The organism is Streptomyces sp. NBC_01498 (genome assembly GCF_036327775.1).
Lineage (GTDB): Bacteria > Actinomycetota > Actinomycetes > Streptomycetales > Streptomycetaceae > Streptomyces.
In genome coordinates, this window is sequence record NZ_CP109598.1 from 2,986,411 (window position 1) to 3,009,736 (window position 23,326).

The following is a 23,326-nucleotide window of genomic DNA, read 5'->3' on the forward strand; positions in this document are numbered from 1 at the left end:
CGGGATGAGCGGGGCTGTAGGCGGCCGTATGTCCCAGGACCGCCCCGTCCTGTGCAGGTTATGCCTTTGTGAACGCGTGCACAAAGATTGTGTCCGCTTTGTCCGTGCAACGTGACCGGGGTCACGCAACCCGAACGGGCGATCTTTGAACGCTCGGCCGTACCGGCCCGTTCAACCCATGGTGGGGGCAAAACCGTACAACTCCTCATGAAACTGCCCCCGAGACCGCTTCGCCGCGCCCGCCGGAGCCGACCAACCGGCTCTCCGGAAAAGGCTCGGCAAAGCGCCCACGATCGTAACCGTCTTTCTGTCAGCGCCCCAGTTCCTTGCGCAGCCGATCCGCGTCCACCCGCCAGAAGGTGTGCTGTTCGCCGTCGACGAGCACCACCGGGATCTGCTCCCAGTAGGCGCGGTGCAACTCTTCGTCGACGGTGATGTCCTTCTCCTCCCAGGACGCCCCGGTCTCGGCGCACACCGCCGCCACGACGGCGCGCGCGTCGTCGCACAGATGACAGCCGGGCCGGGAGACCAGCGTCACCAGCCGGTCGGCGGGGTTCTTCCTCGTACGGCGCAGAAGAGGGCTCATGGCGGCCATTCTCCGCCGTCCCGCGACCGCGCCCGCCGGCCGCCCGCACCCGCGCCCGCACCCTCGCGCGGCCCCCGCGCCGCGCCCGCGCGCGTTCCGGTTCCCGGAGAGTTCACACCGACGGCACCCCGGCGCGGGCGGAAGTACCGAACAGACTGACTATGCTCACGCTATGGCCGCACTGGGATGGCTCACCCCCCGCAAGCGCTCCGCGACGGCACGGAGCGTGCTCGCGGGTGAGGCCGCAGCAGAGGCAGGACTCAAGTCGTCGCAGGAGATCGACGGCGTCGGCGCGGCACCGAGCGGTATCGCCGACCCCGCCGTTCCCGACTTCCCCGTCTTCGGGGACGCGCGCGCGGCGGCGTTCTTCGACCTGGACAACACCGTCATGCAGGGCGCCGCGATCTTCCACTTCGGGCGCGGGCTGTACAAACGGAAGTTCTTCCAGCGCCGCGAACTGGCCAGATTCGCCTGGCAGCAGACCTGGTTCCGGCTCGCCGGTGTCGAGGACCCGCAGCACATGCAGGACGCGCGCGACAGCGCCCTGTCCATCGTCAAGGGCCACCGGGTCGCCGAGCTGATGTCCATCGGCGAGGAGATCTACGACGAGTACATGGCCGACCGGATCTGGCCGGGCACCCGCACCCTCGCCCAGGCGCACCTCGACGCCGGGCAGCAGGTCTGGCTGGTGACCGCCGCGCCCGTGGAGACGGCCACCATCATCGCCCGGCGCCTCGGGCTGACCGGCGCGCTCGGCACGGTCGCCGAGTCCGTCGACGGGGTCTACACCGGCAAGCTCGTCGGCGAGCCGCTGCACGGCCCGGCGAAGGCCGAGGCGGTACGGGCGCTGGCGGCGACCGAGGACTTCGACCTGGACCGCTGCGCGGCGTACAGCGACTCGCACAACGACATCCCGATGCTGTCGCTGGTCGGACATCCGTACGCGATCAACCCGGACAGCAAGCTCCGCAGGCACGCCAAGGACAACGACTGGCGGCTGCGCGACTACCGGACGGGCCGCAAGGCGGCCAAGGTCGGCATCCCGGCCGCCGCCGGGGTCGGCGCGCTGGCGGGCGGTACGGCCGCCGCGGTGGCACTGCACCGCCGCCGCCGCTGAACGCGACACCGGGCGCGGCACCGGACGTGACACCGCACCCGATGCCCCACTCGACGCCGGACAGACACCGCACGCGACGCTGAACACCGCACTGGGCACAGCACCGGACACGGTGCTGTACGGGGCGCGCGGACGCATGACTCCGTCCGGAAACCGAGCGTCATCGATCACGTCAGCCGACACATCGTGACTACAAGCGATCAAAAAGCGCTCACGACGTGCTACTTGATTCGCCGTATAGGCGTAACAGAAGCGACGTAATCGATGATTTGGGCAACTGGGTGTAGTCCCGCCTATACGAAGCGTTATTCTCCTCAGACGCATACCGGACCCCACACGTCGCCATGACGAGTGAACGGTCCCGCACTGAACGTGATGGAAGCTCTGCCTCTGGGAGTCCCGTGTACCCACACGTCGGGGTTGACGCCTCGGGCCTGGCTACGCTGCGCGCATCGGTCCTCGACCGCTTGCGCGGCTTCGTCCCCACCGCGTACGCCGTCCCCGCACTCGCCGCCGCGGCCCCTGCCGTGAGCGGCCCGATTGGTCCTTGCTATGCCCTGGCGAACGGCGGTGCGGCGGTCGGCAGACGGGGAAGCCGAAACAGCAGCACCACCGGCGCCTCCACCCCCGTCCGCCGCCCCACGGCGGACAGCGACAGCGCCCGCATGATGGAACTCGTCGAGCGCGCCCAGGCCGGCGAGGCCGAAGCGTTCGGCCGGCTGTACGACCAGTACAGCGACACCGTCTACCGCTACATCTACTACCGGGTGGGCAGCAAGGCGACGGCGGAGGACCTCACCAGTGAGACCTTCCTGCGCGCCCTGCGGCGGATCTCCACCTTCACCTGGCAGGGCCGCGACTTCGGCGCCTGGCTGGTCACGATCGCCCGCAACCTGGTCGCCGACCACTTCAAATCGAGCCGCTTCCGACTGGAAGTGACCACCGGCGAGATGCTCGACGCCAACGAGGTGCAGCGCAGCCCGGAGGACTCCGTCCTCGAGTCCCTCTCCAACGCCGCGCTGCTCGAAGCCGTACGGAAACTCAATCCCCAGCAGCAGGAGTGCGTGACCCTGCGCTTCCTGCAAGGACTCTCGGTCGCCGAGACGGCACGGGTGATGGGGAAGAACGAAGGAGCGATCAAAACCTTGCAGTACCGGGCCGTGCGCACGCTGGCGCGGCTGCTCCCGGAGGACGCCCGCTGACGCCGGCCGCCGTCCCGGCCCGCCGTTCAACTCACCGTCGGTGACGCCTCGGTGACCCCACGATCACGCACTGGTCCGATCATCCTTCGCGCGTAACCCAAGTGCCGCGACGCTCGTTGTGCGGGATGCAGGCTCCCTGTGGATGCGCTCTAGGCGTGCAACCTTCCGAACCCCCAGGGGAGTCGATGTCATGACGAGAGGAGGTGCCGCCAGTGATCGCGAACGTCTCGGCACACCGGCGGGCGAACGCCTTCGCCCAAGCCCTGGACGACCGGACGCCCCGGGGCGGCGCGGCGGAGGAGCCCGCCGCGCCGGCCGAACCGACGGAACCGACGGAACCGACCGAACAGGGACGGCTGTTGGCCCTGGCGAACGGGCTCGGCGAGCTACCGAGACCCACGCTGGACCCCGAGGTCAAAGTGGTGCAACGAGCCCGGCTCGTGGCCGCCATGGAGGCCATGGCACAGGAGGGCACGGCGGGCGAGGCGTCCACCGGCCCCGCGGTGCCCGAGCAGCGGCGGGCGTCCGGACGGGGTGCCCACCGGGCGTCCCCGCTCCGCAAGCTCCGCCCCCGATCCCGCTGGTCCAAGGGGCTCGCGGCCGGAGGACTCACGGTCGGTGTCGCCGCCGGAGCCTTCGGCGGGGTCGCCGCCGCCAGCTCCGACGCGCTGCCCGGTGATTCGCTGTACGGGCTGAAGCGCGGCATGGAGGACTTCAAGCTCGGCATGGCCGACGAGGACGCCGATCGCGGCGGCCTCTACCTCGACCATGCCTCGACCCGGCTCAGCGAGGCCCGGCGGCTGCTGGAGCGCGGCCGGTCCGGCTCGCTGGACCACGAATCGCTCGGCGAGATCCGCCGGGCGCTCAACGGCATGAAGCACGACGCCACGGAGGGCCACCGGCTGCTCCACCAGGCGTACGAGCGGGACAGACAGATCAGGTCCATCGCGACGCTCTCCTCGTTCTCGGAGTCGCACCGCGCCATCTGGAACGGCCTGCGGGACCGGCTGCCACCGCAGCTGAACGATGTGGGCAGCCAGGTCAGCTCGGTGTTCGACGCCATGGACGAGGACGTCGCCCCGTTGCAGGCGCTGCTGCCGAATCCGCCCGACAAGGACAAGCCCACCGAGGACCCCGGCGGAGCCACCCAGGACTCCGACGGCGGGGACGGTACGGAGAACGGGCCGTCGCCGTCGAACCCGGCCCCCGACACGGGCCGCCCGGACGGCGCGGAGCGGCCGAGCCCGTCAAGTCCGGGTGCCTCCGAGGACACCGGGCTGCTGCCCGGCGCCCCCGGCGATCTGCTCGATCCGCCCTCGGACGGCGACCTGCCGTCGGCGCCCGGCCAGGGCGGCCTGCCGCCCGCTCCGGACGTCACGATCCCGCCGCTGCTGCCCGACCTGCTGCCGGGTCTCGGCATCGGCACGGGGGACGCAGACTGACGCGAGGCGCTGAGCGCTGAGCACTGAGCACTGAGCACTGAGCGCGGAACGGAAGAGGCGAGGGCCGGTGGGCCCTCGCCTCTCTCGTTCTCGTCCGTTCTCGTTCGTGCCCGGACCGGGGAGCGGGTCAGCCGGTCATCAGCGGGTCAGCGGGTCAGAAGAAGACCGACCGGCGCTGCACCAGCAGCTTGTAGAGCGTGTGCTGGATCTGCTCCCGTACCTGATCGGTCAGGTTGAACATCAGCATCGGGTCGTCCGCCGCCTCCGGCGGATAGCCGTCCGTGGGGATCGGCTCGCCGAACTGGATCGTCCACTTCGTCGGCAGCGGCAGCGCGCCCAGCGGCCCGAGCCACGGGAACGTCGGCGTGATCGGGAAGTACGGGAATCCCAGCAGCCGCGCCAGCGTCCTGGAGTTGCCGACCATCGGGTAGATCTCCTCCGCCCCCACGATCGAGCACGGCACGATCGGCACCCCGTGCCGCAGGGCCGTCGAGACGAAGCCGCCCCGGCCGAAGCGCTGCAACTTGTACCGCTCGCCGAAGGGCTTCCCCAGCCCCTTGAAGCCCTCGGGCATCACGCCGACGATCTCGCCGCGCCGCAGCAGCCGTTCCGCGTCCTCGGCACAGGCCAGGGTGTGACCGGCCTTGCGCGCCAGTTCGTTGACCACCGGCAGCATGAACACCAGGTCGGCGGCGAGCAGCCGCAGATGGCGGCCGGCGGGGTGGTTGTCGTGGACGGCGACCTGCATCATCAGCCCGTCGAGCGGCAGGGTGCCGGAGTGGTTGGACACCACCAGGGCGCCGCCCTCGGAGGGGATGTTCTCGATGCCCTTCACCTCGACGCGGAAGTAGTTCGCGTAGAGGGGCCGGATCAGCGACATGAGGACCTGGTCGGTGAGTTCCTTGTCGTAACCGAACTCGTCGACCTCGTAGTCCCCGGTGACCCGGCGCCGCAGGAAGGCGAGCCCCTGGGCGAGCCGCCGGTCCCAGCCCTCACCGGCGGGCTCGTCTCCGGGCCCGGCCTCGGCTTCCGTCAGGGGCCCTTCGGGCCGCGGGTCGTCAGGCGTGCCCGAGGCGTCAGGCGTACGCGCGTCGGCGGCCGACGAACCCTCCGAGGAGTCCTCCGGGGAGCCCTCCGGGGAGCCCCCGCCGTCGCCCGGACGGCCGGGCACGGACGAGAGCGCGTTCGGGCCGGGCGCCGCCCCCGACCCGGAAGCGGCGGCGCGCCGCCGCGCCGCCCGCCGGGACCGGGGCTCTTCGCCGAAGGGGATGACCTTGGCATCGGCCATGTCAGTTGCGCTCCTTGCTGACGAGGGTGGCGAACCGGTCGACCGCGTCGGCGACAGCCTCCGGCGGCAACAGCCCGGCACCCCTGCTCTGTGCGAAATCGCTGAAGGTCTCCGCCGTCGTGTACGTGGGGGTGAACCCGAGTGTCTCGCGCATCTGATCCGTGCTGACGACCCTGCCGTGGGTCAGCAGCCGGATCTGCTCCGGCGAGAAGTCCGTCACCCCGAGCGTCCGCAGCGCGGAGCCGACCCAGGTGACGGCCGGCAGCAGCACGGGCACCGTCGGCCGGCCCAGCCGCCGGGAGCACTGCGAGAGCAACAGCACGCCGTCACCCGCGATGTTGAAGGTCCCGCTGTTGAGCGTGCCGCGCCGGGGCTCGTGCAGGGCTATCCGCAGGACGTCGAGCACGTCGTCCTCGTGGACGAACTGAAGCCGGGGGTCGTAGCCGAGGACGGTCGGCAGCACGGGCAGGGACAGATACTCGGCGAGCGGCGAATCGGCCGCGGGCCCCAGGATGTTCGCGAACCGCAGGACACAGACGGCGACGTCGGGCCGGCGGCGCGCGAAGCCGCGCACGTACCCCTCGACCTCCACGGCGTCCTTCGCGAAGCCACCGCTGGGCAGCGACTTGGGCGGGGTGGTCTCGGTGAAGACGGCCGGGTCGCGGGGCGCGGAACCGTACACGCTGGTGCTGGACTTGACGACCAGGCGCTGGACGGTGGGCGACTTCTGGCAGGCACCGAGCAGTTGCATGGTGCCGATGACGTTGGTCTCCTTGACGGCCGTCCGGCCGCCGGCGCCCAGCGGTGTGCCCGTCACGTCCATGTGCACGACGGTGTCGACGGCGTACTCGGCCAGCACGCGCGCGATGGCGGGCTGGCGGATGTCCGCGCGGACGAACTCGGCGCCGCCGAGCCGCTGCTCGGGAGCGACGGCGTCCACGCCGACGACCCGGTCCACCTCGGGGTCGCGCAGGATTCTCCGTACGAGACGACTGCCGAGCTGGCGGGCCACTCCGGTCACGAGCACGACCTTGCCCAAGATCAGCGCCTTCCCCTGGATTTCGATGTCTGGCCCAAGCACCTTGCCTGCCCCAGCCGTCACCGTAGCGGGTCGCCGCTGCCCCCGGACCGCGTCACGGGGCTCTCCCCCGCACCTTCGCGAATCTTTGACCCGAACCGACCGCGGAGCGGAACCCGCGCCACCCGGACGGGCAGCAGGACGGACACGCCGCACGGGCACGCGGGGCCCCGCCCGGAACGCACCGCGGCCCTTCCACCGGTGAGGTGGAAGGGCCGCGGTGTCACGAACAGCTGTCGCTCACTTCTTGTTACGACGCTGAACGCGGGTGCGCTTGAGCAGCTTGCGGTGCTTCTTCTTGGCCATCCGCTTACGCCGCTTCTTGATTACAGAGCCCACGACAACCCTCGCTCACTTCTCTTCACTCGGTGCGGGGCGTCTGGGCCCACACGACCTACGTTGGCCCAGCCTACCCGCCGCCGAGTGAGGGACGTAATCCGAGGGAAATCTCAGGCGGATTCGACCCCCACGAAGGACTCGCGGAGATACTCGTGAACCGCTTGCTCCGGCACCCGGAAAGACCTGCCCACCCGGATCGCCGGCAGATGACCGCTGTGCACCAGCCGGTACACGGTCATCTTCGACACTCGCATCACCGAGGCGACTTCCGCCACGGTAAGGAACCTGACCTCGTTGAGAGGCGTCTCGCTGCCAGCAGTCATGAAAATCCACCTGTACCTTCCGCACCCGACGCGTACCGGCTTCCCCTCCGGTGACTCTTCGTCGTTGTGCGCTCACAACCAGAGTAGGGGCGGGTGATACGAGTGGGGAAGAGGAGCAGCACAAGGCCGCCTACTGTGACAGACACGCTCGATTGAGTACATAGCGTGTCAGTGGCCGGTAGCAATCCGACCGGACACCGTCGTCAACCGGAACCACCACGGACACCCGTCCCTCCGCCTCCCCGACGAACAGCGCCGGGTCGTCGGTGGCGGCGAGCCCGATGGCCTCAATCCCCAACTGACCTGCCCCGCAGACCCATCCGTGGTCCCCGACGACCAGCTCGGGAAGGGGCCCGCCGAGCGCCGCCGCGGACTCCAGAGCCACCCGAACGGGGAGGGGCGAATGGCTGTGCGCGCCGGTCTCACTCCCGGCGCGCGATGCCCCGGATTTCCGCACCAACGCGACTCCCCGTACGTAGTCCAGGGCATGCGTGCGTACGCCGAACCGGGTCGTTATGTCGATACATCGCCCCTTCGCAGGGGTGATGACGAGGCACCCGGCCGCCGACAAAGCGTCTGCCAGCCCCCCGTAGAAGCCGCCCAGCCGGTCAGGGTGCCCGGTCCCGAACAGCACGGGAGCGCGTCGCCCGGCCGCCGCGCGCAGTCGCCCGGCGAAGGCGTCGAGACCGCTCAACGTCCGCTCGGGGTCGATGACATCACCGCCCGAGACCTCGGCGGGATCGCCGGAGACACCGCACCGGTCGGCCATGAGCCGCAGCACGTCCCGCTCGGGCCAGGGCTGTTCGGGGCGGAGGCCCAGGGTCGCGCGCGGATCGTGGGCGGCGAACAGCCGGTAACTGCGCAGGCTGTCCTCACGGTTGGTGGCCACCGGCCCGGCAAGTCCGGCGGCCAGCAGATGGTCCCGCAGACGGGCCCGTGGAAGTCCGGTGCTCAACACGGGCCCGATACTTCCGTACGGCACCGGCGACGGGGCCAGAACAGCCCGCCCGCCGCACAGTTGGCGTAACGGACACCCCGACCGGCGTCCCGACCGACACCTCGACGATGACGCCGGCGGAAACCGAGGCCGGAGACCGCGCGCCGCCCGGAACCCGACCGACCGGGACCCGACCGCCCAGGTCAGGCCAGCAGCCCCCGCAGCGGGAAGGACGCCTTGCGGGTCGCGCGGATCGCCTGGTCCACCCGGTCCGCCGGGTCGTAACCCGCCTCCCACGGCCGCCAGTCCGGTGTCCGCCCGTCCGTCATCCGGCGCGGTGCGGACTCCCGTGTACGGGCGTAGACCGCGTCCCGCCAGTCCTCCGGCACCGGAGCCGCCGGGTCGATCGGCGCGTGGGCCGCGATCGACACCAGATGCGTCCAGGAACGCGGCACGACGTCCACGATCGAGTAGCCACCGCCGCCGAGCGCGAGCCAGCGGGCCTCCTCGACGTACGCGTGCGCCAGTTCGTGGCAGGACGCCTGTACGGCGCGCTGCGCGTCCAGCGACACCGCGAGATGCGCCAGCGGATCCTCGAAGTGCGTGTCGGCGCCGTGCTGGGTCACCAGCGCCTGCGGCTGGAAGTCGGCCAGGAGTTCCGGCACGACCGCGTGGAAGGCCCGCAGCCAGCCCTCGTCACCGGTCCCGGCGGGCAGCGGCAGATTGACCGCGCCGCCCTCGCCCTCGCCGCCGCCGGTCTCCTCCGGCCAGCCGGTCTGCGGGAACAGCGTGCGGGGGTGCTCGTGCAGCGACACGGTCAGTACCCGCGGGTCGTCCCAGAACGCCGCCTGCACACCGTCCCCGTGGTGCACGTCCACATCGATGTACGCGACGCGCTCCGCGCCCAGCTCCAGCAGGCGCGCGACGGCGAGGGCCGCGTCGTTGTAGACGCAGAAGCCCGAGGCCGCGCCGGGCATGGCGTGGTGCAGGCCGCCGGCGAAGTTAACGGCGTGGGTCGCCGTGCCGCGCCACAGGGCCTCGGCCGCACCGACCGACTGGCCGGCGATCAGCGCGGACGCCTCGTGCATCGCGGCGAAGGCCGGTACGTCCATGGTCCCGATGCCGTACGACCCGTCGGCGGACCCCGGATCGGCCGAGCAGCGCCGAACCGCGTCGAGGTACTCCTCGTGGTGCACGAGCCTCAGCGTGGACTCCCCGGCGGCCGGCGCGGACACCACGTCCACCTGGTCGTCGAGCCCGTACGCGCGCACGAGCTCCCTGGTCAGTGCCAGCCGTACCGGGTCCATCGGATGGCTCGACCCGAAGTCGTAGGCGGTGACGGCGTCATCCCACATCAGCAGCGCGCGAGCGGTCATGCCCGCCACCGTATCGGGCGGCACCGTCGGCGAACGAGCGGGCGTACACGAGGGTGGCCAGGATCATCAGCATCGGTACGAGCATCGCGCCCCGGTAGCTCCAGGCGTCACCGAGCGCCCCGACCAGCGGCGAGCCGATCAGGAAGCCCACGTAGTTGAAGATGTTCAGCCGGGCGACGGCCGCGTCGCCGGCGTCCGGGAACATCCGCCCGGCGGCGGCGAAGCACTGCGGCACGAGCACACAGAGCCCGAACCCGAGCATCGTGAACCCGAGGATTCCCGCCCACGCGCCGTTCGCCATCGCGACGACGGCGAACCCGGCGGCGGCGAACAGTGCCCCGAACCGGACGACCGCGACGGGCCCGAAGCGCCGCACACCGAGGTCGCCGGCGGCGCGGCCGAGAAGCGTGGTGACCATGTAGGCGTTGTACGGGACGGTGGCCAGCTCGTCGGAGCTGCCGAGGGTGTCCTGGAGATACTTGGCACTCCAGTTGGAGACGGTGGAGTCGCCGATGTAGGCGAAGGTCATGACGAGACACAGCGGCAGGAGCGCCCGGAAGGCCACGGCGCTCCCGGGGGCGCCGCGGCCTTCCGTCGGCGTGGGCGTAGCGGTGGCGGAGCCGGTGTCGGCGTCCGTGTACCAGCGGCTGCCGACGAGCGTGGCCGGCAGCAGGACGAGGACGACCGGCAGATACGACACCAGCAGGGACAGGTCCCAGTGGGCACCGGCCCAGGCGAGGGAGGCGCCGACGATGCCGCCGAGGCTGTACGCGGCGTGGAAGCCGAGCATGATGCTGCGCCCGTACGCCCGCTGAAGGCGCACCCCCAGCATGTTCATCGACGCGTCGAGCGCACCCACGGACAGCCCGAACGCGCCGAGCGAGACGGCCAGTTGCCACACCTGGTCGCCGGCGGCAACGCCGAGCAGAGCCAGCAGTACGAGCGGCTGGGTCCAGCGGAGCACGAGGCGGGGCGGCACGCTCGCGACGACGCGCTCGGTGAGGACGCTGCCCACCCCGGCGAGAATCGGCACGGCGGCGAGGAACGCGGGCAGCATGCCGTCGGATATCCCGTACCGGTCCTGGATGGCGGGGATGCGGGTGACGAGGAGGGCGAAGGCGACTCCCTGCACGAGGAAGCTCAGCGCCAGGGCGAAGCGCCCGTGTCTCAGCCGTACATCGGTGCCGACCGGCTTGGCTGTCATGGCCGGACAGCGTAGGGCTCCCCGCTACCGAGGGGTAGATGGATCAGCCGAGCAGTTCCGGCAGCTCGGCCATCGAGGAGAAGTACGCGGTGGCGCCGGGCAGTTTCTCCGCGGGGGTCATCGCGGTGAAGGCGAGGACGTCCATCCCGGCCGCCAGCGCGGCCCTCACGCCGAGCGGGCTGTCCTCGACCACGACGCACCGGGCGGGAGAGACGCCCATGCGGTCGGCCGCGTGGAGGAAGAGGTCCGGGGCCGGCTTCCCCCGTCCCACGTCCTGCGCGCTGAAGACGGTCCCGGGTTCGAACCACCGGTCCAGCCCGGTCTTGCGGTGTCCCACCCGGATACGTTCATGGCTCCCCGAGGACGCGACGCAGTACGGCCGCCCCTCGGCGGCCAGCTTGCCCAGCACATCGGTGACACCCTCCACGGGCTCCAACTCCCGCTCGAACGCGGCGAAGACCCGGCCGTGAAAGGTCTCGTCGAAGTCGGGCGGCAGCTGCTGCCCGGTTCTCTCGTGTACGAGGTCGTGCACCCGGTGCATGGCGGAGCCCATGTAGTCGCGGAGGGAATCCTCGTACGTCGTCGGATGACCGAGCTCGGTGAGATAGGCGGCGAGGAGGGTGTTGGACAGGGGCTCGCTGTCGACCAGGACGCCGTCGTTGTCGAAGATGACGAGTGCATAGCTCATGGGCCGACTGTAGACGGCCGGTGAAAACCGCTTCCTGAAATTCGTTCCGAACGCAGAAATGCCTCAACCCCCGGCCATGGGCCGGGGGTTGAGGCTAAAGATTGTTCGGCGGCGTCCTACTCTCCCACAGGGTCCCCCCTGCAGTACCATCGGCGCTGAAAGGCTTAGCTTCCGGGTTCGGAATGTAACCGGGCGTTTCCCTAACGCAATGACCACCGAAACACTATGAAACTGCTGAACAACCGGGCGAAAACACAGTCATTCGTTGTCTCAGAACTAACACAGTGGACGCGAGCAACTGAGGACAAGCCCTCGGCCTATTAGTACCGGTCAACTCCACACCTCACAGTGCTTCCATATCCGGCCTATCAACCCAGTCGTCTACTGGGAGCCTTACCCCATCAAGTGGGTGGGAGTCCTCATCTCGAAGCAGGCTTCCCGCTTAGATGCTTTCAGCGGTTATCCCTCCCGAACGTAGCCAACCAGCCATGCCCTTGGCAGGACAACTGGCACACCAGAGGTTCGTCCGTCCCGGTCCTCTCGTACTAGGGACAGCCCTTCTCAAGACTCCTGCGCGCGCAGCGGATAGGGACCGAACTGTCTCACGACGTTCTAAACCCAGCTCGCGTACCGCTTTAATGGGCGAACAGCCCAACCCTTGGGACCGACTCCAGCCCCAGGATGCGACGAGCCGACATCGAGGTGCCAAACCATCCCGTCGATATGGACTCTTGGGGAAGATCAGCCTGTTATCCCCGGGGTACCTTTTATCCGTTGAGCGACGGCGCTTCCACAAGCCACCGCCGGATCACTAGTCCCGACTTTCGTCCCTGCTCGACCCGTCGGTCTCACAGTCAAGCTCCCTTGTGCACTTACACTCAACACCTGATTACCAACCAGGCTGAGGGAACCTTTGGGCGCCTCCGTTACTCTTTAGGAGGCAACCGCCCCAGTTAAACTACCCATCAGACACTGTCCCTGATCCGGATCACGGACCCAGGTTAGACATCCAGCACGACCAGAGTGGTATTTCAACGACGACTCCACAACCACTGGCGTGGCCACTTCACAGTCTCCCACCTATCCTACACAAGCCGAACCGAACACCAATATCAAACTGTAGTAAAGGTCCCGGGGTCTTTCCGTCCTGCTGCGCGAAACGAGCATCTTTACTCGTAGTGCAATTTCACCGGGCCTATGGTTGAGACAGTCGAGAAGTCGTTACGCCATTCGTGCAGGTCGGAACTTACCCGACAAGGAATTTCGCTACCTTAGGATGGTTATAGTTACCACCGCCGTTTACTGGCGCTTAAGTTCTCAGCTTCGCCACACCGAAATGTGACTAACCGGTCCCCTTAACGTTCCAGCACCGGGCAGGCGTCAGTCCGTATACATCGCCTTACGGCTTCGCACGGACCTGTGTTTTTAGTAAACAGTCGCTTCTCGCTGGTCTCTGCGGCCACCCCCAGCTCACACTGCAAGAGTGATCACCAGAAATGGCCCCCCTTCTCCCGAAGTTACGGGGGCATTTTGCCGAGTTCCTTAACCATAGTTCACCCGAACGCCTCGGTATTCTCTACCTGACCACCTGAGTCGGTTTAGGGTACGGGCCGCCATGAAACTCGCTAGAGGCTTTTCTCGACAGCATAGGATCATCCACTTCACCACAATCGGCTCGGCATCAGGTCTCACCCTCAATAAGAGACGGATTTGCCTATCTCTCGGGCTACACCCTTACCCCGGGACAACCACCGCCCGGGCTGGACTACCTTCCTGCGTCACCCCATCGCTTACCTACTACCACCTTGGTCCGACGGCTCCACCACTCCCCTTTGCCCGAAGGCTCCAGGACGGCTTCACGGTCTCAGCATCAGAGGATTCAGTACTGGGCGTTTCAAAGCGGGTACCGGAATATCAACCGGTTGTCCATCGACTACGCCTGTCGGCCTCGCCTTAGGTCCCGACTTACCCTGGGCAGATCAGCTTGACCCAGGAACCCTTAGTCAATCGGCGCACACGTTTCCCACGTGTGTATCGCTACTCATGCCTGCATTCTCACTCGTGAACCGTCCACCACTGCCTTCCGGCGCGGCTTCACCCGGCACACGACGCTCCCCTACCCATCCGCACGCCCGTTGGGGCTATGTGTACGAATGACACGACTTCGGCGGTACGCTTGAGCCCCGCTACATTGTCGGCGCGGAATCACTTGACCAGTGAGCTATTACGCACTCTTTCAAGGATGGCTGCTTCTAAGCCAACCTCCTGGTTGTCTCTGCGACTCCACATCCTTTCCCACTTAGCGTACGCTTAGGGGCCTTAGTCGATGCTCTGGGCTGTTTCCCTCTCGACCATGGAGCTTATCCCCCACAGTCTCACTGCCGCGCTCTCACTTACCGGCATTCGGAGTTTGGCTAAGGTCAGTAACCCGGTAGGGCCCATCGCCTATCCAGTGCTCTACCTCCGGCAAGAAACACACGACGCTGCACCTAAATGCATTTCGGGGAGAACCAGCTATCACGGAGTTTGATTGGCCTTTCACCCCTAACCACAGGTCATCCCCCAGGTTTTCAACCCTGGTGGGTTCGGTCCTCCACGACCTCTTACAGCCGCTTCAACCTGCCCATGGCTAGATCACTCCGCTTCGGGTCTTGAGCATGCTACTGAGACGCCCTGTTCGGACTCGCTTTCGCTACGGCTTCCCCACACGGGTTAACCTCGCAACACACCGCAAACTCGCAGGCTCATTCTTCAAAAGGCACGCAGTCACGACTGACAGCACAAGTGCTGCCAGCGACGCTCCCACGGCTTGTAGGCACACGGTTTCAGGTACTATTTCACTCCGCTCCCGCGGTACTTTTCACCATTCCCTCACGGTACTATCCGCTATCGGTCACCAGGGAATATTTAGGCTTAGCGGGTGGTCCCGCCAGATTCACACGGGATTTCTCGGGCCCCGTGCTACTTGGGAAATACGCAAGAGAGCCGTACAGATTTCAGCTACGGGGGTCTTACCCTCTACGCCGGACCTTTCGCATGTCCTTCGCCTACCTGTACGGTTTCTGACTCTCCGACCAGCCGGCAGACTGATCAAGTGCACTCCCACAACCCCGCATGCGCAACCCCTGCCGGGTATCACACACATACGGTTTGGCCTCATCCAGTTTCGCTCGCCACTACTCCCGGAATCACGGTTGTTTTCTCTTCCTGAGGGTACTGAGATGTTTCACTTCCCCTCGTTCCCTCCACATACCCTATGTGTTCAGGTATGGGTGACAGCCCATGACGACTGCCGGGTTTCCCCATTCGGACACCCCCGGATCAAAGCTCGGTTGACAGCTCCCCGGGGCCTATCGCGGCCTCCCACGTCCTTCATCGGTTCCTGGTGCCAAGGCATCCACCGTGCGCCCTTAAAAACTTGGCCACAGATGCTCGCGTCCACTGTGCAGTTCTCAAACAACGACCAACCACCCGCCACCCCACCCTGTACAGGACGAGTTCACCGGGGCCGGCATCCCGAAGGACGAGCAACAGCCCGTACCTTCAGACACCCAACAGCGCGCCCGGCACAGCCGACCCGTCACCCCCGCTTTCCACACTCTTCCGAAGAAGAGCAGTACTCGCGAGAACAACCAGCCCACTGTGCCGAATAGTCAACGTTCCACCCATGAGCAACCAGCACCGGACGTTCGCCGATGAACTGGCCTCTGACCAGGCGAACCTGGTGAGAAGTGCTCCTTAGAAAGGAGGTGATCCAGCCGCACCTTCCGGTACGGCTACCTTGTTACGACTTCGTCCCAATCGCCAGTCCCACCTTCGACAGCTCCCTCCCACAAGGGGTTGGGCCACCGGCTTCGGGTGTTACCGACTTTCGTGACGTGACGGGCGGTGTGTACAAGGCCCGGGAACGTATTCACCGCAGCAATGCTGATCTGCGATTACTAGCAACTCCGACTTCATGGGGTCGAGTTGCAGACCCCAATCCGAACTGAGACCGGCTTTTTGAGATTCGCTCCACCTCACGGTATCGCAGCTCATTGTACCGGCCATTGTAGCACGTGTGCAGCCCAAGACATAAGGGGCATGATGACTTGACGTCGTCCCCACCTTCCTCCGAGTTGACCCCGGCGGTCTCCTGTGAGTCCCCATCACCCCGAAGGGCATGCTGGCAACACAGAACAAGGGTTGCGCTCGTTGCGGGACTTAACCCAACATCTCACGACACGAGCTGACGACAGCCATGCACCACCTGTACACCGACCACAAGGGGGCACCATCTCTGATGCTTTCCGGTGTATGTCAAGCCTTGGTAAGGTTCTTCGCGTTGCGTCGAATTAAGCCACATGCTCCGCTGCTTGTGCGGGCCCCCGTCAATTCCTTTGAGTTTTAGCCTTGCGGCCGTACTCCCCAGGCGGGGAACTTAATGCGTTAGCTGCGGCACCGACGACGTGGAATGTCGCCAACACCTAGTTCCCAACGTTTACGGCGTGGACTACCAGGGTATCTAATCCTGTTCGCTCCCCACGCTTTCGCTCCTCAGCGTCAGTAATGGCCCAGAGATCCGCCTTCGCCACCGGTGTTCCTCCTGATATCTGCGCATTTCACCGCTACACCAGGAATTCCGATCTCCCCTACCACACTCCAGTCTGCCCGTATCGAATGCAGACCCGGGGTTAAGCCCCGGGCTTTCACACCCGACGTGACAAACCGCCTACGAGCTCTTTACGCCCAATAATTCCGGACAACGCTTGCGCCCTACGTATTACCGCGGCTGCTGGCACGTAGTTAGCCGGCGCTTCTTCTGCAGGTACCGTCACTTGCGCTTCTTCCCTGCTGAAAGAGGTTTACAACCCGAAGGCCGTCATCCCTCACGCGGCGTCGCTGCATCAGGCTTCCGCCCATTGTGCAATATTCCCCACTGCTGCCTCCCGTAGGAGTCTGGGCCGTGTCTCAGTCCCAGTGTGGCCGGTCGCCCTCTCAGGCCGGCTACCCGTCGTCGCCTTGGTAGGCCATTACCCCACCAACAAGCTGATAGGCCGCGGGCTCATCCTGCACCGCCGGAGCTTTCAACCATTCCCCAGGAGGGGAACAGTATTATCCGGTATTAGACCCCGTTTCCAGGGCTTGTCCCAGAGTGCAGGGCAGATTGCCCACGTGTTACTCACCCGTTCGCCACTAATCCACCCGAAGGCTTCATCGTTCGACTTGCATGTGTTAAGCACGCCGCCAGCGTTCGTCCTGAGCCAGGATCAAACTCTCCGTGAATGCTTTCCCAACCGTTACCAGTCGGGTGACACCACGAGAGCGGAACAACCAGTCGGAATAAGACCGGTCATTCACAGCGTCCTCGCTGTGTTTCATTTCAAAGGAACCACCAACCCAACCCACAGATAACCGTGGACCAGGCCGGGGTATCAACATATCTGGCGTTGACTTTTGGCACGCTGTTGAGTTCTCAAGGAACGGACGCTTCCTTCGGCCCCGTCTCCGGGCCCTCCGGGCTTTCCCTTCGGTCTTACTTTTCTACTGTTCTGCTGTCCTACTCTGTCTTGCTGTCTTGCTTGTGTTGCTGTCCTGCGTTTCCGACTCTATCAGAACCTTTCGGCGCCTGATTCCCAGTCAGCGGGATTGTCTTTCCGGCCCTGCGGCCGTTCCGACGAGTGAGACTTTAGCGGAACCGTTCCCCCGACGCTAATCGGGGTTCGCGTTCCTTCGAACACGGATTCCTCATTTCGCAAAAGCGCACGCAAAAGAGAGCGACCGGGTGTCGCGCGATTGCGGGGTCCTGCGGAATGACTGTCCGGGGATCGACCGGGGTCGATGCTCACGTCGGACAGCTCGGAGAACATTACGGAGGGGCCCCGGACGTGTCAACCTCGGGGCGTACGGGGGCAGGAGCCCGGCCGGTGGCGCACTCGGCCTACGAGGCGATCGGGCCGGCCCCGGCCCGCCGGCGGAAGGCGGCGCGGTAGTCGCGTGGGCTCGTGCCCAGCTGGGTCGCGAAGTGCTGGCGCATCGTCACCTCGCTGCCGAAGCCCGTACGGCCCGCGACTTCGGCCATGGGCAGGTCCGTTCGTTCGAGGAGCTTCTGGGCCGCCGCGAGGCGCTGTGCGATGAGCCAGCGCAGGGGGGTCGTGCCGGTGGTGGCCTGGAAGTGGCGGGCGAAGGAGCGGGCGGACATGCCCGCGTGGGCGGCGAGGTCGGTGATGGTGAGCGGCTCGTCGAGATGGTGCAGGGCGTAGGCGCGTACGGAGGCGAGGGCGTCCTCGTCACGGTCGGCACGGGGCGTGGGCCGCTCGATGAACTGGGCCTGGGTGCCGGTGCGGTAGGGCGCCGTGACCATGGAGCGGGCGATGGTCGCGGCGGTCTCGGCCCCGTGGGTCGTACGGACGAGATGGAGGCAGAGGTCGATGCCCGCCGCTGTTCCCGCGGAGGTCCAGATGTTGCCGTCGTGGAGGAAGAGGGCGTCGGGGACGACGGTGACCTGGGGGTGGTGCGCGCGGAGAAGTGCGGTGAGGTTCCAGTGGGTGATGGCGCGGCGGCCGTCGAGAAGGCCGGCCTGGGCGAGGGTGAAGGCGCCGCCGCAGAGGGCGGCGATCGTGGTCCCCCGGGCATGGGCGCGGCGGAGGGCGTCGAGTACCGGGGCGGGTGCGGGGGTGACGTGGTCGTCCAGGCCGGGGACAACGATCAGGTCGGCGCGGGTGAGCCAGCCCAGGGTGCGGTCGGGGGTGAGGGTGAGTCCGCCCCGTAGCGGAATGGGGGCGGGGTCGGCCGCCGGGCGGTGGAGGTCGAAGGCCGGTACACCCCGGTCGGTGCGGTCGACGCCCCAGACCTCGGTGATGACGGAGACGTCGAAGGCGCGGATACCCGGGAAGGCGAGCAGCGCGATCCGTTGCGGAACAGGAGCCAGGACCGGGGCCAGAACAGGAGCCGGGGTCACGGCCGGAACCGGGACGGGAGCGGGGGCGGACAGGTCGGCCATGCGTGGCAGTAAACCATCGACCGCTGACTTCTGTACCCCTGGAGTCCCTCGATTCCCGGCCGCAGCATGGTGTCCATGGACATTGCGAAGAACGCGGCACTGGTGGTCATCGACGTACAGCAGGGATTCGAGGAGGTGGAGCACTGGGGCGTACGGAACAACCCGGAGGCGGACGACAACATCGCCGCGCTGATCGACGCGTGGCAGGCGACCGGGCGGCCGGTCGTGTTCACGCGGCACGACTCGACGAAGCCGGACTCGCCGCTGCGGCCGGGGTACGAGGGGAACGGTTTCAAGGCGTACGTCCAGCGGCGCCGTGAGAAGGGCGCGCCGGGCCCGGAGTTGGTGGTGGTGAAGGAGGTGAACTCCGCCTTCTACGGCACGCCGGACCTTCGCGCCTGGCTGACGGCGGCGGGAATCCGGCAGCTGGTGGTGGCGGGGATCCAGACCAACATGTGCGTGGAGACGACGGCGCGGATGGCGGGGAATCTCGGCTACGAGGTGTTCTTCGCCTTCGACGCCACGTACACCTTCGGTCAAGAGGGGCCCTGGGGATGGGAGTTGAGCGCGGCGGAGCTGGCGCGGGCGACCGCGGTGTCCCTGCACGGGGGCGGCTTCGCGACGGTCGTGGCGACGGACGAGCTGGTGAAGGCGGCGGCGTCCGGCTGACCGGACGCCGGGGGGCGTGACGGTCAGCCGTTGCCGGAGGCCAGTTCGCGGCTGCGGTCGCGGGCCGCTTCGATCGCGGCGATCAGGGCGGCCCGCACCCCGTGGTTCTCCAGTTCGCGGATGGCGCTGATGGTGGTGCCCGCCGGGGAGGTGACGGCCTCGCGGAGCTTCACCGGGTGCTCGCCGCTGTCGCGGAGCATGACGGCGGCGCCGATGGCGGCCTGCACGATGAGGTCGTGGGCCTGGGCGCGGGGCAGACCGAGGAGGATGCCGGCGTCGGTCATCGCCTCGACCAGGAAGTAGAAGTACGCGGGGCCCGAGCCGGACAGGGCGGTCGCCGCGTCCTGCTGGGACTCGGGGACGCGCGCCGTCTTGCCGACGCCGCCGAAGATCTCCTCCGTGTGGTGGAGGTGGGCGGGGGTGGCGTGGCTGCCGCCCGAGATGACGGACATGCCCTCGTCCACGAGGACGGGGGTGTTCGGCATGACGCGCACGACGGGGGTGCCGGAGGTGAGGCGTTCCTCGATGAAGGCCGTGGGGATGCCCGCGGCGGCGCTGATGATCAGGCGGTCGGCGGGGACGTACGGGGCGAGTTCGTCCAGGAGGGTGCCCATGTCCTGCGGCTTCACGGCGAGGATGAGCGTGTCGGAGCGCTTGGCGGCCTCGGCGTTGGTGACCGGTTCGACGCCGTAGCGGTCGCGGAGCTGGGCGGCGCGGTCGGCCCGGCGGGTGGTGACCAGGAGATCGGCGGGGCGCCAGCCGGCGCGGATCATGCCGCTGAGGAGGGCTTCGCCGATCTTGCCGGTACCGAGGACTGCGATGGTCTTGGTCATGCGGGTCACCTCGCCGGTGGGGTGGGTCGAGCCGTCGTACGGAACATCCGGGCCATCCTCGCACCGGCGGCGGGGGCGGGCCCGGTGTGTCCGAGTGGCGGACCGGCGAGCCGGGGTGGCGCCACGGGGCGGGGTTACGCCGTGCGGCGGCGGAGGGTCGCCGCTCCCAGGCCGAGGACGAGCAGGGCGCATCCGGCGACGATCAGCACGTCCCGTACGAAGTTCCCGGTGGCGTCGGCGTGGCGCAGGACCTCGTTCATGCCGTCCACGGCGTACGACATCGGCAGGACGTTCGAGATCGCTTCGAGTACGGGGTGCATGGTCGGGCGGGCGGCGAACAGTCCGCAGAGCAGCAGCTGGGGGAAGATCACCGCCGGCATGAACTGGACGGCCTGGAACTCGGAGGCGGCGAAGGCCGAGACGAACAGTCCGAGTGCCGTGCCGAGCAGGGCGTCCAGGAGTGCGACCAGCAGGAGCAGCCAGGGCGAGCCGACGACGTCCAGGCCGAGGCCCCAGACGGCGAGTCCGGTGGCGAGGAGGGACTGGACGACCGCGAGCGCGCCGAAGGCGAGGGCGTAACCGGCGATGAGGTCGGCCTTGCCGAGGGGCATGGCGAGGAGGCGTTCGAGGGTGCCGGAGGTGCGTTCGCGGAGGGTGGCGATGGAGGTGACCAGGAACATCGTGATCAGCGGGAAGATGCCGAGCAGCGAGGCGCCGATGGCGTCGAAGGTGCGGGGGTCGGCGTCGAAGACGTAGCGCAGGAGGACCAGCATCACGCACGGCACGAGGATCATCAGGGCGATGGACCGGGGGTCGTGGCGGAGCTGGCGCAGGACGCGGGCGGCGGTGGCGAGGGTACGGGCGGGTGAGAGGGCGCGCGGGGCGTGGGCGGCGGGAGCCGTGGCCGGGGTGGGGGCGGTGCGCGGGGCCGGGGTGGTCGTCATCGGGAGGTCTCCTGGCGGGGGGTGCGGACTTCGGCTTGCGCGTTGGCCGCGTCCACCAGGTGGAGGAAGGCGTCCTCGACCGTGTCGGAGCCGGTGCGGGTGCGCAGGGCGTCGGGGGTGTCGTCGGCGAGGATCTCGCCTTCCCGCATGAGGAGGAGGCGGTGGCAGCGTTCGGCCTCGTCCATCACGTGGGAGGAGACGAGGAGGGTGGCGGCCCGGTCGGCGGCGATGCGGTGGAAGAGTTCCCACAGGTCACGGCGGAGTACGGGGTCGAGGCCGACGGTCGGCTCGTCCAGGACGAGGAGTTCGGGGGTGCCGAGCAGGGCGACCGCGAGTGAGACGCGGTTGCGCTGGCCGCCGGAGAGCCGGCCCGCGAGGGCGTCGGCGTGCGACGCGAGGTCGACGTCGGCGATGGCGCGGTGGACCGTCTCCTCGCGGGCGTCGCGCCTGGAGCGGCCGGGGTCGAGGATCGCGGCGAAGTAGGCCAGATTCTGACGGACCGTCAAGTCGTCGTAGACGGAGGGCGCCTGGGTGACGTAGCCGATGCGGGCCCGGAGGGCGGGGTCGCCCGCCGGGCGGCCGAGGACCTCCAGGGTGCCGGTGACCTTGGCCTGGGTGCCGACGACGGCGCGCATCAGGGTCGACTTGCCGCAGCCGGAGGGGCCGAGGAGGCCGGTGATCCGGCCGGGCGGTACGGCGAAACCGAGATCACGCAGGACGGTGCGGTCGCCTCTCGTGACGTGCAGCCCGTGGGCGCGGACGGCGTCGCGCGGTTTATTCATCATGCGATGAATAATGCGCCCGCCCGCGCCGCACCGTCAAGAAGCCGGGGGTTCGGAGGGTGGGTTGGGGGCTGCCCGGAGCCGGGACAGGGGGGTTGGGACGGCGGGGGTGGGGACGGCTGGGGCAGAGGCGGTCGGTGGGACGTCGATGTCGGCGGCAAGCGCGGCCGACGGGGTGGGGCCGTCCGGAGCTGGGACAGTGAGAGCCGGGACGGTCGGCGCGGGAGTGGTCAGGGCAGGCGCGGCCGACCGGGTGAGGTCGTCCGGAGCCGGGACAGTGGGAACCGGACAGCGGGAACCGGGACGGTGAGAGCGGGGACGGTGGGACCTGGCGCGGTCAGGCGAAGCCCGGGATGTGCGAGATCAGGCCGGGCCGGCGGGACGCCTGCTTCAGGACCCCGACCGTGCCCCGGACGATGCCTTCCTTCACGTACGCCGCCGGGCGCCCGGTGAGGACGCGGTCGCGGGGCGAGTCGTCGGCCCGGACGAACTGGACGAGTCCGTCCCGGCGGCCCAGGCTCAGGCACTGGATGGAGTACGAGAAGTTCAGCGGCTTCGGCTCCTCGCCCCGCAGGTCGGCGACGATCGCGCCCGCCGCCTGGGAACCGGAGGGGAGCGCGGCGGCGCAGCCCATGCGGAGCGGACCGGCCGTGGCGGTGTGCCCGGCCGCCGAGTCGCCCACCGCGTACACCTCCGGGTGGGACACCGACCGCAGCGCCGCGTCGACCTCGACGCGGCCCCGGGCGTCGAGGGCGATCCCGGCGGCGCGCGCCACCTCGGAGTTGGGGGTCATCGAGGCGGCCCAGACGACCACGTCGGCGTCGATGTCGTCGGGGCCGGTGGCGCGGCGGCCCTCTTCGAGGCGTACGCCCCGGGTGGTGAGGGCGGCGCGGACATGGGCGCGACCCCGTTCCGAGAGGCCGGGCCCGACGACGCCCTCCGTAAGGAGGCCGACGCGCCAGTGGGGGTGGGTCTCGCCGAGTTCGGCGGCCAGTTCGATGCCGGTGAGGCCGCCTCCTACGACGGTCAGGGAGCCGGGGGTGTCCCGGAGGCGCTTGTGGAGTTCGGCGGCGGACTCGACCGTGTAGGCGCGTTCGTGGTCGCCGGTGGTGCGGGTGCGGCTGCCGAGGGCGTGGACCAGCCGGTCGTACGGAAGGGTCCTGCCGTCGTCCGTACGGACCTCGCGGGCCCCGGTGTCGATCGCCGTGGCGCGGGCGGCGACATGGGTGATGCCGGCCGGGCGGAGCCAGGGGGCGAGGGCGTGGGTCACGTCGGGGCGGCCGGACGCGCGTTCGTGGAGCCGTACACGTTCGGTGAACCGGTCGGCCGGGTCGACGAGGGTGACGTGGGCGTACGGGGCGAGGCGCAGCGCGCACATCAGCCCCGCGTAGCCCGCGCCGACCACGACGACCCGGCGCCGTCCTTCTGAAGAGGAGGAAGAGAAGGGGGAAGAGGAAGCGGAAGGGCCCTGGGTGGGTGTCATGTCAACGTGACGAGACGGCCCGCCCTTCTGTGACGGTGAGCGTGCTCACAACC

General features: G+C 68.1%; 18 protein-coding genes and 3 rRNA genes. 4 read left to right on the plus strand and 17 right to left on the minus strand.

Features of this window, described 5'->3' with window-relative positions; all coding sequences use genetic code 11:
- Window positions 1-310 precede the first annotated feature (310 nt).
- The gene (locus OG875_RS12595) at window positions 311-586 is read right to left on the minus strand and encodes a glutaredoxin family protein (protein WP_330174307.1); all 276 of its coding nucleotides are present in this window, start codon (window positions 584-586) and stop codon (window positions 311-313) included.
- A gap of 172 nt (window positions 587-758) precedes the next feature.
- On the opposite strand from OG875_RS12595, the gene OG875_RS12600 reads away from it, so the two are divergent.
- From OG875_RS12600 to OG875_RS12610, 3 genes are all read left to right on the plus strand, one after another.
- A complete protein-coding gene (locus OG875_RS12600) occupies window positions 759-1,703 on the plus strand; it encodes an HAD family hydrolase (protein WP_330174308.1) in 945 nt (314 codons plus the stop codon).
- 401 nt (window positions 1,704-2,104) lie between these two features.
- A complete protein-coding gene (locus OG875_RS12605; protein WP_330174309.1) occupies window positions 2,105-2,905 on the plus strand; it encodes an ECF subfamily RNA polymerase sigma factor, BldN family in 801 nt (266 codons plus the stop codon).
- Window positions 2,906-3,117: 212 nt separating this feature from the next.
- A complete protein-coding gene (locus OG875_RS12610; RefSeq protein ID WP_330174310.1) occupies window positions 3,118-4,347 on the plus strand; it encodes a DUF5667 domain-containing protein in 1,230 nt (409 codons plus the stop codon).
- 154 nt (window positions 4,348-4,501) lie between these two features.
- Here OG875_RS12610 and OG875_RS12615 read toward each other — a convergent pair whose 3' ends face one another.
- The 12 genes from OG875_RS12615 to OG875_RS12670 all read right to left on the minus strand — a co-directional run bounded on the left by OG875_RS12615 (window position 4,502) and on the right by OG875_RS12670 (window position 18,469).
- On the minus strand, window positions 4,502-5,635 hold the full coding sequence (locus OG875_RS12615; RefSeq protein ID WP_330174311.1) for a lysophospholipid acyltransferase family protein: 1,134 nt from the start codon (window positions 5,633-5,635) through the stop codon (window positions 4,502-4,504).
- Between the two features lies 1 nt (window position 5,636).
- Window positions 5,637-6,674, minus strand: coding sequence for an NAD-dependent epimerase/dehydratase family protein (locus OG875_RS12620; protein WP_330174312.1), 1,038 nt, complete (start codon window positions 6,672-6,674; stop codon window positions 5,637-5,639).
- A gap of 279 nt (window positions 6,675-6,953) precedes the next feature.
- On the minus strand, window positions 6,954-7,052 hold the full coding sequence (locus OG875_RS12625) for a 30S ribosomal protein bS22 (RefSeq protein WP_003948845.1): 99 nt from the start codon (window positions 7,050-7,052) through the stop codon (window positions 6,954-6,956).
- Between the two features lie 110 nt (window positions 7,053-7,162).
- Entirely contained in the window at window positions 7,163-7,375 is a 213-nt protein-coding gene (locus tag OG875_RS12630; protein ID WP_330174313.1) for a helix-turn-helix domain-containing protein, read from the minus strand.
- Between the two features lie 130 nt (window positions 7,376-7,505).
- A complete protein-coding gene (locus OG875_RS12635) occupies window positions 7,506-8,333 on the minus strand; it encodes a phosphatase (RefSeq protein ID WP_330174314.1) in 828 nt (275 codons plus the stop codon).
- A 182-nt stretch (window positions 8,334-8,515) separates the two neighbouring features.
- The gene (locus OG875_RS12640; protein ID WP_330174315.1) at window positions 8,516-9,688 is read right to left on the minus strand and encodes an acetoin utilization protein AcuC; all 1,173 of its coding nucleotides are present in this window, start codon (window positions 9,686-9,688) and stop codon (window positions 8,516-8,518) included.
- Window positions 9,657-10,892, minus strand: coding sequence for an MFS transporter (locus tag OG875_RS12645; protein WP_330174316.1), 1,236 nt, complete (start codon window positions 10,890-10,892; stop codon window positions 9,657-9,659). The genes OG875_RS12640 and OG875_RS12645 overlap by 32 nt, the downstream gene beginning before the upstream one ends.
- Before the next feature lie 43 nt (window positions 10,893-10,935).
- The gene (locus tag OG875_RS12650) at window positions 10,936-11,580 is read right to left on the minus strand and encodes an HAD family hydrolase (RefSeq protein WP_330174317.1); all 645 of its coding nucleotides are present in this window, start codon (window positions 11,578-11,580) and stop codon (window positions 10,936-10,938) included.
- Window positions 11,581-11,683: 103 nt separating this feature from the next.
- Window positions 11,684-11,800 (minus strand): 5S ribosomal RNA (rrf, locus tag OG875_RS12655).
- Between the two features lie 80 nt (window positions 11,801-11,880).
- Window positions 11,881-15,004, minus strand: a 23S ribosomal RNA gene (locus tag OG875_RS12660).
- Between the two features lie 318 nt (window positions 15,005-15,322).
- Window positions 15,323-16,845, minus strand: a 16S ribosomal RNA gene (locus OG875_RS12665).
- Together the 16S, 23S and 5S rRNA genes form the textbook arrangement of a ribosomal RNA operon.
- Window positions 16,846-17,500: 655 nt before the next feature.
- Window positions 17,501-18,469 (minus strand): GlxA family transcriptional regulator, encoded by a 969-nt coding sequence (locus OG875_RS12670; protein WP_330177725.1) that lies wholly within the window; start codon window positions 18,467-18,469, stop codon window positions 17,501-17,503.
- Window positions 18,470-18,637: 168 nt separating this feature from the next.
- On the opposite strand from OG875_RS12670, the gene OG875_RS12675 reads away from it, so the two are divergent.
- Window positions 18,638-19,231 carry a cysteine hydrolase family protein gene (locus OG875_RS12675; protein WP_330174318.1) on the plus strand — a complete coding sequence of 198 codons (594 nt, stop codon included), beginning with the start codon at window positions 18,638-18,640 and terminating at the stop codon, window positions 19,229-19,231.
- 23 nt (window positions 19,232-19,254) lie between these two features.
- On the opposite strand, the gene proC is transcribed toward OG875_RS12675, so the two are convergent.
- The 4 genes from proC to OG875_RS12695 form a co-directional block, all read right to left on the minus strand.
- Window positions 19,255-20,064, minus strand: coding sequence for a pyrroline-5-carboxylate reductase (proC, locus tag OG875_RS12680; RefSeq protein WP_330174319.1), 810 nt, complete (start codon window positions 20,062-20,064; stop codon window positions 19,255-19,257).
- Between the two features lie 134 nt (window positions 20,065-20,198).
- Window positions 20,199-21,008, minus strand: coding sequence for an ABC transporter permease (locus OG875_RS12685; RefSeq protein WP_330174320.1), 810 nt, complete (start codon window positions 21,006-21,008; stop codon window positions 20,199-20,201).
- Complete coding sequence (locus OG875_RS12690; RefSeq protein ID WP_330174321.1) at window positions 21,005-21,793, minus strand: ABC transporter ATP-binding protein; 789 nt, start codon at window positions 21,791-21,793, stop codon at window positions 21,005-21,007. The genes OG875_RS12685 and OG875_RS12690 overlap by 4 nt, the downstream gene beginning before the upstream one ends.
- Window positions 21,794-22,127: 334 nt before the next feature.
- Window positions 22,128-23,195, minus strand: coding sequence for an NAD(P)/FAD-dependent oxidoreductase (locus OG875_RS12695; protein WP_330174322.1), 1,068 nt, complete (start codon window positions 23,193-23,195; stop codon window positions 22,128-22,130).
- Window positions 23,196-23,326: the final 131 nt, after the last annotated feature.